8 protein-coding genes and 5 pseudogenes are annotated in these 13,423 nt (G+C 71.2%); 11 read left to right on the top strand and 2 right to left on the bottom strand.

The window, feature by feature from the left end:
* Positions 1–41: 41 nt before the first annotated feature.
* The 7 genes and pseudogenes from O3597_RS28560 to O3597_RS16120 form a co-directional block, all read left to right on the top strand.
* Positions 42–1,584 (top strand): annotated as a pseudogene (locus tag O3597_RS28560) (ATP-binding protein); the annotation flags it as partial.
* Positions 1,558–3,030: pseudogene (locus O3597_RS28555) on the top strand (DNA topoisomerase); the annotation flags it as partial. The pseudogenes O3597_RS28560 and O3597_RS28555, both read left to right, overlap by 27 nt.
* 6 nt (positions 3,031–3,036) lie before the next feature.
* Positions 3,037–3,675: pseudogene (locus O3597_RS28550) on the top strand (toprim domain-containing protein); the annotation flags it as partial.
* Positions 3,676–3,706: 31 nt separating this feature from the next.
* The gene (locus tag O3597_RS16135; protein WP_281601641.1) at positions 3,707–6,190 is read left to right on the top strand and encodes a DNA topoisomerase IV subunit A; all 2,484 of its coding nucleotides are present in this window, start codon (positions 3,707–3,709) and stop codon (positions 6,188–6,190) included.
* A 212-nt stretch (positions 6,191–6,402) separates the two neighbouring features.
* Positions 6,403–6,996: pseudogene (locus O3597_RS16130) on the top strand (RICIN domain-containing protein); the annotation flags it as partial.
* A gap of 12 nt (positions 6,997–7,008) precedes the next feature.
* Positions 7,009–7,781, top strand: a pseudogene (locus tag O3597_RS16125) (glycosyl hydrolase); the annotation flags it as partial.
* Between the two features lie 92 nt (positions 7,782–7,873).
* Complete coding sequence (locus O3597_RS16120; RefSeq protein ID WP_281601639.1) at positions 7,874–8,707, top strand: IS5 family transposase; 834 nt, start codon at positions 7,874–7,876, stop codon at positions 8,705–8,707.
* 136 nt (positions 8,708–8,843) lie between these two features.
* On the opposite strand, the gene O3597_RS16115 is transcribed toward O3597_RS16120, so the two are convergent.
* Positions 8,844–9,479 carry an alpha-ketoglutarate-dependent dioxygenase AlkB gene (locus O3597_RS16115; RefSeq protein ID WP_281601638.1) on the bottom strand — a complete coding sequence of 212 codons (636 nt, stop codon included), beginning with the start codon at positions 9,477–9,479 and terminating at the stop codon, positions 8,844–8,846.
* A gap of 148 nt (positions 9,480–9,627) precedes the next feature.
* Between O3597_RS16115 and trpB the strand changes: the two genes are divergently transcribed.
* From trpB to O3597_RS16100, 3 genes are read left to right on the top strand one after another with little or no spacing between them, the layout of a single operon-like run.
* On the top strand, positions 9,628–10,827 hold the full coding sequence (gene trpB, locus O3597_RS16110; protein ID WP_281601637.1) for a tryptophan synthase subunit beta: 1,200 nt from the start codon (positions 9,628–9,630) through the stop codon (positions 10,825–10,827).
* Positions 10,824–11,624 (top strand): tryptophan synthase subunit alpha, encoded by an 801-nt coding sequence (gene trpA / locus O3597_RS16105; protein WP_281601636.1) that lies wholly within the window; start codon positions 10,824–10,826, stop codon positions 11,622–11,624. Before trpB ends, trpA begins: the two co-directional genes overlap by 4 nt.
* A 15-nt stretch (positions 11,625–11,639) precedes the next feature.
* Positions 11,640–12,407 (top strand): GntR family transcriptional regulator, encoded by a 768-nt coding sequence (locus O3597_RS16100; RefSeq protein ID WP_281601635.1) that lies wholly within the window; start codon positions 11,640–11,642, stop codon positions 12,405–12,407.
* Here the strand turns inward: O3597_RS16100 and O3597_RS16095 are convergent.
* Entirely contained in the window at positions 12,372–13,253 is an 882-nt protein-coding gene (locus tag O3597_RS16095) for a spore coat protein (RefSeq protein WP_281604560.1), read from the bottom strand. The two genes, O3597_RS16100 and O3597_RS16095, sit on opposite strands and share 36 nt — an antisense overlap.
* Here O3597_RS16095 and O3597_RS16090 point away from each other — a divergent pair.
* Entirely contained in the window at positions 13,194–13,418 is a 225-nt protein-coding gene (locus O3597_RS16090; RefSeq protein ID WP_281601634.1) for a hypothetical protein, read from the top strand. The two genes, O3597_RS16095 and O3597_RS16090, sit on opposite strands and share 60 nt — an antisense overlap.
* Positions 13,419–13,423 lie beyond the last annotated feature (5 nt).

The raw sequence follows: 13,423 nt of genomic DNA, 5'->3' as shown, positions 1-13,423 counted from the left end.
GGGCGTTGACCGCAGCAGGTCCGCCAGGAGCGGCCCGCGGCGTGCCGGGCGGGTGTCCGCACAGGTTGTCGGGGCGTGCGGCTACGCTCGCTGCGGCGTGTCCGCGCCGGGCCGACCGCCGACGGCGCGGGGGAGCACATCGCCGAGACCGGGGAGTACGACCAGTTGACCGCAGAGCCTGACACCCTGTATGGGGCCGACGACCTCACGCACCTCGAGGGGCTGGACGCCGTCCGCAAGCGGCCCGGCATGTACATCGGCTCCACCGACAGCCGTGGCGTGGGGCACCTCGTCAACGAGATCCTCGACAACTCGACCGACGAGGGTGTCGCCGGCCACGCCACAAGCGTCGAGGTCATCCTGCACGCCGACGGGTCGGTGCAGGTCGACGACGACGGCCGGGGCATCCCCACCGACGTGCACGCCCGCTCCGGCATCTCCGGGGTGGAGCTGGTGCTCACCCGCCTGCACGCCGGCGGCAAGTTCGGCGGCTCCGGCTACAAGACCTCCGGCGGCCTGCACGGCGTGGGTGCCTCGGCGGTCAACGCCCTGTCCCGCCGCTTCGACGTCACCGTGCGCCGGGGCGGCAAGGTGCACACCATGTCGTTCCGGCACGGGGTGCCCGGCGTCTTCGACGGCGACGGCCCCGACGCGCCGTTCACCCCCGGCCCCGGCCTCCAGGTCGTCGGCGCCATGAAGCGCGGCCGCCGCACCGGCACCTCGATCCGCTACTGGCACGACCCCCGCTACTTCGAGACCGGTGCCACCCTCGACCACGACGCCGTGCGGGCCAAGCTGCGCCACACCGCCTTCCTGGTCCCCGGCGTCGGCTACACCCTGCACGACCGCACCACGGGGGAGACCACCGAGGAGCGCTTCCACTATCCCAACGGCCTCACCGACATGGTGGAGTTCCTCGCACCGGCCGGCGACCGGCCCGTCTCCGGCACCCTGCTGGTCACCGGCGAGGGGACGTACCGGGAGAACGCCGCCGACGCCAACGGCGTCATGCAGTCCAACGTGCAGCGCCGGGCCGAGGTCGAGATCGCCTTCCGCTGGGGCACCGGCTACGAACGCACGGTCGAGTGCTTCACCAACACCATCCGCAACGCCCACGGCGGCACCCACCGCAAGGGCTTCGAGCGGGCGTTGGCGCGTACTCTCGCCGACGCCGTACGCAACACCCGGGGCCTACTCAAGGCCAAGGAGGACGCGCCCACCCTGGACGACGTGCTGGAGGGCATGACGGCGGTGGTGCACGTGCGGGTGCCCGAGCCGCAGTTCACCTCGCAGACCAAGGACGAGCTCTCCACCGCCGGCATCACCAAGGTCGTGCAGGGCCTGGTGGAGCAGCACGTCAAGTCCTGGCTGGACGACCGCAAGACGCGCACCGAGGCGCGTACGGTCCTCCAGAAGATCGTCGACGCGTCCCGGGTACGCCTCACCCAGAAGCAGCAGAAGGACGCGGCCCGGCGCAAGACCGCCCTCGAAGGCGCGGCCATGCCCGCCAAGCTCGTCGACTGCCGCGCCACCGGGGTGGACCGCAGCGAGCTGTTTATCGTCGAAGGGGACAGCGCCCTCGGGTGCTTCACGGGCGACACCATGGTCGCGCTGGCTTCCGGCATGAGCCGCTCGTTCGCCGATCTGGCGAATGACTGGCAGCAGGGTGTGACCCACTTCGGCTACACCACGAACAAGGCCGGTCGAGTGGTGATAGCACCTCTGGTCGAGCCGCGTCTGACCAAGCGGGGTGCACCTTTGGTGCGGGTCACCCTCGACAACGGCGAGTCCGTCAGATGCACACCCGATCACCGCTTCCGGCTCCGTGACGGCTCTTACCGCCGTGCCGACGCCCTGATGCCTGGCGACTCCCTCATGCCGCTCTACCGCAGCCTGTCCAACAAGGCGGCCGGACAGAAGCTGCAAGGGTACGAGCGGGTTTGGATGAACGACAAAGATGAGTGGGTCTACACCCACTACCTCGCCGACGCGTGGAACCTCAGAAACGGCAGGGACAGCGCCGCCAACGGCAGGGTCCGGCACCACATCGACATCGACAAGCGCAACAACGACCCGCGCAACATCCAGCGGATGACCTGGGCCGATCATTCGGCGCTGCACGCCGCGATGATGGGCGAGCACGTCCAGGCCGGGTGGCGTGAGTGGTTCGAGAACGGCGGCCGGGAGTTCAGGTCGGCGATGCTCACCGCTCAGTGGCGCGACCCCGCCTTCCGAGAGGCGTGCCTGGCTCGGCTTTTCGCACTCAACGAGTCACCCGCGTTCCGAGCCAAGGTCGAGCAGGGGTTCCAGGACTGGTACGCCGCGCTGAGCGACGACGAACGGTGCGCTTACGCCGACCGCATGAGGGAACGGCAGGCAGGCTACTGGTCGGATCCGGAGCACCGAGCGGCCGCTGCGGAGCGGGCTCGGCTGTACTTCACCGACCCCGCGCGGCGCGCGGAGTGGCGGGAGCGTTCCGTTCGGCAATGGCAGGACTCCGAGCTGCGTGCGTGGCGTTCCCGAAAGACCCTCGAGCAGTTCTCCGATCCCGCCGAACGGGATCGGCAACGCAACGCGGTCGTGGCCTGGCATGAGAACAACCGGGAGTTCGGCGAGCGCCACTCTCGCCGGATGAAGCAGCGGATGGCCGATCCAAAGAATAGCCACCTTGCCAAGGTGCAGGCCGGACGGCTGCGCTACGTGGCCGACGTGCCGCGTGCGGACCGGGTGAGCCGTCAGCAGGAAGGGAGGCGGCTGGCCGCGCTGCGCCGACTCGCGCCGATGCTTGCGCTGCACAATGGTGAACTCGCGGCGGCCTACGAGGCTGAGCGCTTGAAGTCCGCCCGTACCGGGCTTCGCTTCGACCGGCTCCTCACGCTTTACGACGGGGATTACGCCCGGCTTCGTGAGGCTGCTGCTCTGGTCAACCACCGTGTGGTGTCCGTCGAAGCGCTCGACGAGACGGCGGACGTCTATGACCTGACAGTCGATGGCTACCACAACTTCGCACTGGAAGCGGGCGTGTTCGTGCACAACAGCGCCCGGGTCGCCCGTACCTCCGAGTATCAGGCCCTTCTGCCGATTCGGGGCAAGATCCTCAACGTGCAGAAGGCCAGCCTTCAGCAGGTGCTGGACAACGCCGAGTGCGCGGCGATCGTGCAGGTGCTCGGGGCTGGCTCGGGGCGCACCTTCGACCTGTCGGCGCTGCGCTACGGCCGGGTGCTGATCATGGCCGACGCCGATGTCGACGGCGCACACATCCGGACGCTGCTGATCACCCTCTTCGCCCGGTACATGCGACCGCTGATCGAGGCGGGCCGGCTCTACGCCGCGATGCCGCCGTTGCACAAGATCACGACCAAGGGGCGCAACCCGGAGACCGTCTACACCTACACGCAGGCGGAGATGGAGTCGACGGTGCGCCGGTTCGAGAGGGCCGGCAAGCAGATCGTCACCCCGGTGCCCCGGTTCAAGGGTCTCGGCGAAATGGACGCCGAGGAACTGTGGGAGACCACGATGAATCCGGCCACCCGCGCGGTGCGCCGGATCACCCTGGACGACATCGACGCCGCCGAGCGGATCCTCGAACTGCTGATGGGGGAGAAGGTCGAGCCGCGCCGCAACTGGCTGATCGACTCCGCCGACCGGGTCGACCGTGACGCCATCGACGCCTGACCATCGGGTCTCTCGGAAGGAAAGCTGAGCCATGGCACGCCGCAAGGAGACGAAGGTCGACCACTCCGCGTTCGACCGGGCCGGCGCGCGGATCATCGACAACCCGCTGACCACCGAGGTGTCCGACTCCTACCTGGAGTACGCCTTCTCGGTCATCCACTCCCGGGCCCTGCCCGACGCACGCGACGGCCTCAAGCCGGTGCACCGCCGCATCCTCTACTCGATGCACGAGTCGGGCTTCCGGCCGGACCGGGCGTACGTCAAGTCGGCCCGCGTGGTCGGTGACGTGATGGGTCGCTATCACCCGCACGGCGACGGCCCGATCTACGACGCGATGGTCCGGTTGGCGCAGGACTTCTCGCTCAACGTGCCACTCATCGACGGGCATGGAAATTTTGGGAGCCCAGACGATGGACCGGCAGCGGCGAGATACACCGAGGCTCGGATGTCGCGGGAGGCAATGCTGCTCGTCGGTGAGCTGGGCGAGGACACCGTCGACGTCGAGCCCAACTACGACGGCTCGCTGACCCAGCCCACGGTGCTGCCGGCGGCCTTCCCGAACCTGCTGGTCAACGGTGCCGCCGGGATCGCGGTCGGGATGGCGACGAACATGATCCCGCACAACCTGGGCGAGGTCGTCGCGGCGGCCCGGTGGCTGATCCGGCACCCGAACGCCACCCTCGACAAGCTGATGGAATTCGTGCCCGGTCCCGACCTGCCCACCGGCGGCATGCTGCTGGGCCTGGACGAGGTGCGCCGGGCGTACGAGACCGGCCGGGGCGTGGTGCGGATGCGCGGCAAGGTGGAGATCGGGCCGCTGGAGGGCAGCCGGGGTCGGCAGGCCATCACGGTGGTCGAGTTGCCGTACGGCATCGGCGCGGAGAAGGTCATCGCCGCCATCACCAACGAGGTGACCAAGACCAAGCGACTCACCGGGATCGCCGACGTCAAGGACCTCACCGACCGGGAGAGCGGCACCCGGCTGGTCATCGAGTGCAAGGTCGGCGTGAACCCGCAGGCGCTGCTCGCCGACCTCTACCGGTTGACCCCGCTGGAGCAGTCCTTCGGCGTCAACAACCTGGTGCTCGTCGACGGGCAGCCGCGCACCCTGGGGCTCAAGGAGCTGCTGGAGGTGTTCCTGGCCCACCGCTACGAGGTGGTGACCCGGCGCAGCGCGTACCGCAAACGTAAGCGGGAGGAGCGGCTGCACCTGGTCGACGGTCTGCTGATCGCCCTGCTCGACATCGACAAGGTGGTGAAGCTGATCCGGGGCAGCGAGGACGCCCAGGCGGCCCGCAGCGGCCTGATGCGCCAGTTCAAGCTCTCCGAGATCCAGGCGAACTACATCCTGGACACTCCGCTGCGCCGGCTGACGAAGTACGACCGGCTGGAGTTGGAGGCCGAGCAGCAGAAGCTGCGCGCCGAGATCGCCGAGTTGTCGACCATCCTGGACGACGAGAACGTGCTGAAGAAGGTCGTCTCGGACGAGTTGGCCGCGGTGGTCAAGCAGTTCGCCGCGCCCCGGCGGACGACGCTCGTCGACGGCGACCTCAAGGAGGTGCTGGCCGCGTCCGCGCCGGCCGGGCCGCTGGAGGTCGCCGACGACCCGTGCCAGGTGATCCTGTCGGCGACCGGGTTGGTGGCTCGCACCGCGGCCGAGTCGGAGGAGGCCGCCGAGGGGCGCCGCCGGCACGGCCGGGTCAAGCACGACGCGGTACGCGCCGTGGCGCACTCCACCGCCCGGGGGCGGGTGCTGCTGGTGACCAGTGCCGGCCGGGCGTTCAAGGTGGACGTGCTGCCGCTGCCTGTGTTGCCGGAGCAGGCCGGCACGGTGTCGTTGCGCGGCGGGATGTCCGCCGCCGAGCTGGTGCCGCTGGAGCCGGGGGAGACCGTGGTCGGCCTGGCGCCGCTCGGCGCTGCCGCCGAGGGCTCACCGGGTCTGGCGCTCGGTACCCGGCAGGGTGTGGTGAAGGTCTGCGCGCCGGACTGGCCGGTGCGTTCCGACGAGTTCGAGGTGATCGGGCTGCGCGACGGCGACGAGGTGGTCGGGGCGACCTGGCTGGTCGACGGTGCTGAGACGCTCGCCTTCCTGACCAGCGCGGCCTCGCTGCTGCGGTTCGCCGCCGGGACGATCCGGCCGCAGGGGCTCAAGGGCGGCGGGATGGCCGGGATCGCCCTGCCATCCGGGGCTCGGGTGGTGTTCTTCGGCGCGGTGCGCACCGACGATCCGGAGCACGGTGAGCCGATGGTGGTCACCTCGACCGGTGCGACGGTCAAGGTGACGCCGCTGTCGGCGTACCCGGCGAAGGGGCGGGCGACCGGCGGGGTGCGTGCCCATCGGTTCCTCAAGGGTGAGACCGACGTGGTGGTCGGTTGGGTCGGTCCCCGGCCGGTCGGCTCGACGGCCAACGGTGAGGCGGTGGAGCTGCCGGCGGCCGACCCGCGCCGCGACGGCTCCGGCTTCGCCGTCATGCTCGGCCCGGCCGTGGTGGGTCACCAGATCGACCGCGAGTAGCTGCCTGTTCCGCACCCGGCGTGCCGGACGTGATCGTCCGGCACGCCGCAGTCCATCGACGTCCTTCATTGACGTATGACGTATTACGACGATACGTTGGGGCTTGCTCGCTGGCGGCCCGACGTGTCGACACCACCATCCACACCGTCGGTGCCTGCGACAACGCGCGTCCCCTCCCGACCGCGCGTGGTCCTAGTCGAAGGAGTGGATCAATGAATGGTGAGGTTCGTCCCGCCTCTCCTGCCAGGCGTCGCCGACGGTCGGTCGTGGCGGCGGTCGGTGCGGCCGTCCTGGTGGCCGGTAGCCTCGTCGCCGTCAACGCGGCGCCCGCGGCGGCGGCGACCGTGGACACCAATGCCTGGTACGTGTTGGTGAACCGCAACAGTGGTAAGGCGTTGGACGTGTATGGTCTGGCGACCAGCGATGGTGCGCGGATCAGTCAGTGGACGCGTAACAACGGTGCGAATCAGCAGTGGCAGTTCGTGGATTCCGGTGGTGGTTACTACCGGTTGAAGTCGCGGCATTCGGGCAAGGTGCTGGATGTGTCGAACGCGTCGACCGCGGATGGTGCGGCGGTGGTGCAGTGGTCTGATCACAACGGCACCAATCAGCAGTTCCGGTTGGCTGATTCCGATGGTGGTCATGTGCGGTTGGTCGGTCGGCACAGCGGTAAGGTCGTGGAGGTGCAGGGTGCGGCCACGGCGGACGGCGCGAACGTGGTGCAGTACGCCGACTGGAACGGCGCCAACCAGCAGTGGCAGCTGGCCCGGGTCGACGGGGGTGGCCCCACGTCGCCACCACCCACCGGTGAGCCGGGCGCGGGATGCGGCCGGACGCCGACGTTGGGCAACGGTACGCACACCATCCAGAGCGGCGGCCAGAGTCGCAGCTCATCCTGAGGCTCCCCGCCAACTACAACAGCAACACCCGCTACCGGTTGATGTTCGCGTTCCACTGGTGGGGCGGCACGGCCGGCGATGTCGCCTACGGTGGGGCCGACGGGGCGGCCTGGGCCTACTACGGGCAGCAGGAGCAGTCGAACAACACCGCGATCCTGGTCGCGCCGCAGGGCATCGGCAACGGCTGGGCCAACTCCGGCGGCGAGGACGTCACCTTCGTCGACGACATGATCCGTCGGATCGAGAGTGACCTGTGCGTCAACACGTCGCAGCGTTTCGCCCTCGGGTTCAGCTACGGCGGCGCGATGAGCTACGCCCTCGCCTGTGCCCGCGCCGGCGTCTTCCGGGCGGTCGCGGTCTACGGCGCTCCCCGGGAGCTGAGCGGGTGCAGTGGTGGCACCGAGCCGATCGCGTACTTCGGCATCCACGGCATCTCCGACAACATCACCAGCGGGCGGTCGTTGCGGGACAGGTTCGTCCGTAACAACGGCTGCACCCCGCAGAACCCGCCGGAGCCGGCGGCGGGCAGCCGGACGCACATCACCACCGTCTACTCGGGATGCCGCGCCGGCTATCCCGTGCAGTGGGGGGCGTTCGACGGTGGTCACACCCCCGGCCCGGTCGATGGCGGCGGCGACAGCGGCGCCAGGACCTGGACCAAGGGCGAGGTGTGGCGCTTCTTCGCGCAGTTCTAGGGCGCGCGGTCTGAGAGCGTGTTTGAGAAGGTCTGTTGTGGACGGTGTGGCGGCGTGACATCTGTTGCCGGGGCGGGCAGGGTGGCGCGGTGGTTGCACGTCGTGGTTACCCCTCGGACCTGACTGACGCCCAGTGGGCGCTGATCGAGCCGTTGTTGCCCGAGCCGAGCACGGACGGCCGCAGGGAGAAGCATCCGCGTCGGGAGATCGTGAACGCGATCTTGTACGTGGTGCGGTCGGGGTGTCCGTGGCGCTATCTGCCGGCGGATCTGCCGCCGTGGCAGACGGTGTACTGGTACTTCACCCGGTGGGAAGAAGCCGGCGTCACCGAGAAGCTCCTGACCACGCTGCGGGTCAAGGCGCGGGTGCAGCAAGGCCGTCAGCCGGACCCGTCGGCGGGGATCATCGACTCGCAGACGGTGAAGGGCGCGGATACCGTGGGTCGGGACAGTCGGGGCTACGACGCCGGGAAGAAGGTCAACGGCCGCAAGCGGTTCATCGTCACCGACACCCTGGGACTGCTGGTCGCCGTCACCGTCCTCGCCGCGAGTTGGCAGGACCGCGACGGTGCCAAGACCGCCCTGCTGGGCGCCTACATGATCAGCCCGATCCGGCATGTCTACGCCGACCAGGGCTTCGCCGGCCGCCTGGTCGACTGGACTCGCGACACCTTGCGCACCACCCTGGAGATCGTCCGTAAACCCGCTGAGCAGCGCGGTTTCGCCGTCCACCCACGTCGGTGGGTGGTCGAGCGGACTCTGGCCTGGCTCACCGCCTGCCGCCGCCTGGCCCGCGACTACGAGCGCCACCCGGCCATCTCCGCAGCCCTCATCCGCTGGGCCGCCATCGCCGGCATCACCCGCCGCATCACCCGCGGCCAACCCGCCCGCCGGCAACCCCGCCGCACCTTCACCAGGACCTGATCAACTCCATCTCAAACACGCTCTGAGCAGAACGCGTCCCTCAGGTCGCGACCGTGCTGAGGGCGAGCCCGTTCCTGTCGATCCGGCGGGGGCGGGCTCGCCCGTGCTCAGGACGGTGGAGCGGCTGCGGGGTCGCTCAGGCGACGCCGGCCGGGCGGAACTGGACGCTGACCCGGGGGCCGACCGGGCGGGCGGTCTTCGGTATCGCGTGTTCCCAGGTGCGCTGGCAGGAGCCGCCCATCACCACCAGGTCGCCGTGGCCGAGTGGGAAACGCAGGCTGGTCCCGCCGCCGCGCGGGCGCAGCAGCAGTTGGCGGGGCGAGCCGAAGGAGACGATGGCGACCATGGTGTCGACGTGGGCGGAGCGGCCCTGGGTGTCGCCGTGCCAGGCGACGCTGTCCCGACCGTCGCGGTAGAGGCACATCCCGGCGGTGACGAAGGGCTCGCCCAGCTCGTCGGCGTAGTGGCGGGTCAGCGCCGTGCGGGCGGCGGTGAGCACCGGGTGTGGTAGTGGTCGGCCGGCACCGTACCAGCTGAGCAGCCGGGGGACGTCGACCTCGGTGTCGTACATGGTGCGTCGCTCGGCCCGCCACGGCACCTCGCGTAGCAGCACGTCGAGCACCTGGTCGGAGCCGCGCACCCAGCCGGGCAGGTGATCGACCCAGGCGCCCCGGGTCAGCGGGTGCCGGCGCGGCTGCCCGGCCAACGGGCCGAGGGTGGGCGCCGCATCGGTGACCTCCAGCATCGACGGCTGGTACGCGGTCTGCGACATGCCCCCACCCTAGCAGCGAGTTAGCACACCTGTCCTAGGGCGGTGCCGGTCCGGTCGTGTGGTGGGCGCGTCGGTGGAGTCCCTTGCGCACCTCGGAGGAACTGTTCTATAACTGATGCCAACAGTTATAGAACAGTTGGGAGCTGTCATGGAAGCTCTGGCCCTGCGCGGCCCGACCGCCGCGCCCGTGGCCGGTCGGTTCGGGCGCCACGGTGGCCGGTTCGTGCCCGAGCCGCTGATCCCCGCGTGCGAGGAGGTCGAGGCGGCCTTCGCCGAGGCGTGGGCGGATCCCGGCTTCCGGGGTGACCTGGCGTGGCTGCTGTCGAGGTACGCGGGTCGACCGACCCCGCTGACCCCGGCCCTGCGGCTGTCGGCCGAACTCGGCGTGACGGTGCTGCTCAAGCGGGAGGACCTGGCGCACACCGGCTCCCACAAGATCAACAATGTGCTGGGGCAGGCGTTGCTGGCGCGCCGGATGGGCAAGCGGCGACTGATCGCCGAGACCGGCGCGGGAATGCACGGCGTGGCCACCGCCACCGCCGGTGCCCTGCTGGGCCTGCCGGTGACGGTCTTCATGGGCGAGCGTGACGTCGAGCGGCAGGCGCACAACGTGTTCCGGATGCGGCTGCTCGGTGCGCAGGTCGTGCCGGTGCGCTCGGGCAGCCGGACCCTCAAGGACGCCACCAGCGAGGCGATGCGCCACTGGGTGAGCGCCACCGAGGACGCCTACTACTGCGTGGGCTCGGTGATCGGGCCGCATCCGTACCCGTGGCTGGTGCGCGAGCTGCAGGCGGTCATCGGCCAGGAGGCCCGACACCAGTGCGCCGAGCAGTTGTCGGCCGGTACACCGGATCAGGTCGTCGCCTGCGTCGGTGGTGGCTCCAACGCCGCCGGCACCTTCGCCGGCTTCGTGGACACGCCAGCCCGCCTGGTGGGGGTCGAGGCGGCGGGCGGTGCCGGCGCGGCGCTGGGTGAGGTCGGCGTCCTGCACGGATTCCAGTCGCTGTTCCTCCAGGACGAGCAGGGCCAGATCCGGGAGGCACGGTCCGTCGCGGCGGGCCTGGACTACCCGGGAGTCGGTCCGGAGCATGCCCACCTGCGCGATCTCGGCCGAGCCGAGTACGTCACCGCCACCGACGAGGAGGCACTGGCGGCGGCGGTCCGGTTGGCTCGCGCCGAGGGCATCGTCCCGGCGATCGAGTCGGCGCACGCGCTCGCCTGGGTCGTCCGGGCCGCCGGCACCACCGACCTACCCACCGGCAGCAGCGTGCTCGTCACGCTCTCCGGCCGCGGCGACAAGGACATCGCGACCCTGACGACGTACCTCGGCGACGAGGAGGCGCGGTGACCACGCTGGAGACCCGGCTGCGGCGCGACCGTGGACGCAAGCTGCTCATGCCCTACCTCACCGGGGGAGTCACCCCGGACTGGACCGACCACCTGCGCGCGATCGCCGATGCCGGGGCCGACGCGATCGAGGTCGGTATCCCCTTCTCCGACCCCACCCTCGACGGCGTCACCATCCAGGAGGCGTCCGACGTCGCGCTGGCCCGGGGCGCCACCGCCGACGGCGTCCTCGCCGACCTGTCCAGGAACCGGGTCGAGGTGCCGGTCGTCGTCAGCACGTACGCCAACCTCGCCCTGCGGCGCGGCGCGGGCCGGTTCTGCCGGTCCCTCGCCGAGGCGGGCGTCCAGGGCCTGATCGTGCCCGACCTGCCGCTGGAGGAGGCCGGGGCGACAAGCGTGGCCGCCCGGGCCGCGAACGTCGACCTCGCGCTGCTGGCGTCACCGGCCACGCCCACCCACCGGCTTCGGGAGATCGCCGAGCGTAGCCGTGGTTTCGTCTACGCGGTCTCCCTGATGGGAATCACCGGCGAACGGGAGCACCTCGCCGCCTCGGCCGCCGCACTGGCGCGGCGCCTGCGGGGCGTCACGGACCGGCCCGTATTCTTGGGATTCGGCATCTCGACACCGGCGCAGGCGGCTGCCGCGGCGCGGGACGCCGACGGTGTGATCGTCGGCGCGGCGCTGATGCGACGCCTGCTCGACGGTGCGGACCCGGCGTCGACCGCCGGATTCGTCCGGTCACTGCGCACGGCGCTGGACGGCGTGCCGGCACGGACAACGGCGGACGCCGGAGGTTAGGGGGCGGGCGGCGGCATGGTCACCGGGCAGGACGCGCCCACGGCGCGGTACCGCACCATCGCCGCCGACCTCGCCGCCAAGATCCGCGCCGGGGACTACCGGCCCGGCGAGGCGTTGCCCTCCCAACGCGATCTCAGCGCCGCCTACGGCGTCACGCTGATGACGCTGCGGCAGGCGTTGCGGCAGCTCAGCGACGAGGGGCTGATCGAGCAGCAACCCGGCCGGGGCACCTTCGTCGCCCCGCCGCACCTGGCGTACCGGCTGGGCTCGCTGCGCAGCTTCGCCGACGACCTGCGGGATCAGGGCCACGAGGTGCGTACCACCGTCGTCGGCCGGGCGGTGCGCCGGCTGCCGGCGCGGATCGCCGGCACGCTGCGGACCGACACGACCGACTACGGGCTGCGGCTGGAGCGGGTGCGCGCGTTCGCCGGCCGCCGCGCCGTGCACCAGGTCTCGTGGGTTCGCGCGTCGCACGCGGACGGGCTGCGTGAGGTGGACTTCACCGCGACGTCGCTGTACGAGGCGCTCGCGGCCCGAGGTGTCTCGGTGGCCCGGGCCACCGAGACGATCCGGCCCGGCGTCCTCGACGCGGCGCTGGCGACACACCTCGACGCCGCACCGGGCGCTGCCGTGCTGATCAGCGACCGGACCACCTACACGCTCGACGGCACCGCGATCGTGGTCGACCGGGCGACGATCCTCGGCAGCATGATGCAGATCAACACCGACCGGGCCGTGCGGGGCCTGTCACTGCACTGGGGAGCCAGCCGCGACCTGCCGTAGCGCGTCCAGCACCGCGTCCACCACCCGTTCCCGCCCGCGCCCGTCCACCGTGGCCCAGGCCCGGGCGGACAGCTCCGCCCGGCGTGCCCCGTCGTCGAGCAGCCCCGCCAGGGTGTGCGTGGCGGCGCGGACCGCCGCCGGGTCACCGGCCAGCGCGGGCAGCTCACCGAGCCCGGCGGCCAGCCCGGCGGCCACCACCCGGTGGTACGACTCGCGCTGGTTGTCCACCACACAGACCAGCGCCGACGGCGCCCCGAGGCAGCACAGTTCCCAGGTGGAGGTGCCGGCCGCGCTGACCACCAGGTCCGCCGCGGCGATCAGGGCCGGCAGCGTTGCGGTGGGAGGCACCGGCAGCAGCGACTGCCCGGGGCCCGGCGTCAGCCCGGCTATCCGCTCGCCCAGTTCGGGCCGGCCGACGACGACGGTGAGTTCCATCGGCCGGCCGGTCGACAGCAGCACCTCGGTCAGCACCGGTGCCGCGCCGACCGCGTCGGTGCCGCCGAAGAAGGCCAGCACCGAGGGGGGATCGACCGTCACCGCCGGGCGCGGGGCCGCCGGCCGGGCGGCCAGGACACCCGCGCGCAGCAGGGCGTACCCGCTGCCGGCGAGCAGCCGGCCCGCGGGCACCGCCAGGTCGGTGGCGAAGTTCTGGTCGAGGTAGAGGTCGGCGTCCTGTCCCCGGGTGTCCCCGTCGACGATGGCCAGGGTCAGCACCCCGGCGGCCCGCAGCGCCCCCGCACCGGCGGGATCCAGCTCGTACGAGTCGAGGACCAGCACGTCGAGGTCGTGGCGGCGGGCGGCGGCGACCAGCTCGGCCGGGGTGTCCGGGCCGGGGTGCGACGCGATGCCCCGGGCGGTGAGCTGGTCGGCCGCCCATCCGACGCCGTCGACGGTGCCGAAGACCTCGACGGTTGCCCCCCGGGCCTGGAACGCCTCGCCGAGGGCGAGACAGCGAACCAGGTGCCCGACACCGCGCAGCGGCCCGGCGTCGCAGCGCAGCCCGACGCGTAACGTGC

This window comes from Verrucosispora sp. WMMA2044 (genome assembly GCF_027497155.1).
In the GTDB taxonomy this organism is placed as follows: domain Bacteria; phylum Actinomycetota; class Actinomycetes; order Mycobacteriales; family Micromonosporaceae; genus Micromonospora; species Micromonospora palythoicola.
This window is presented reverse-complemented; position numbering and strand designations above follow the sequence as displayed.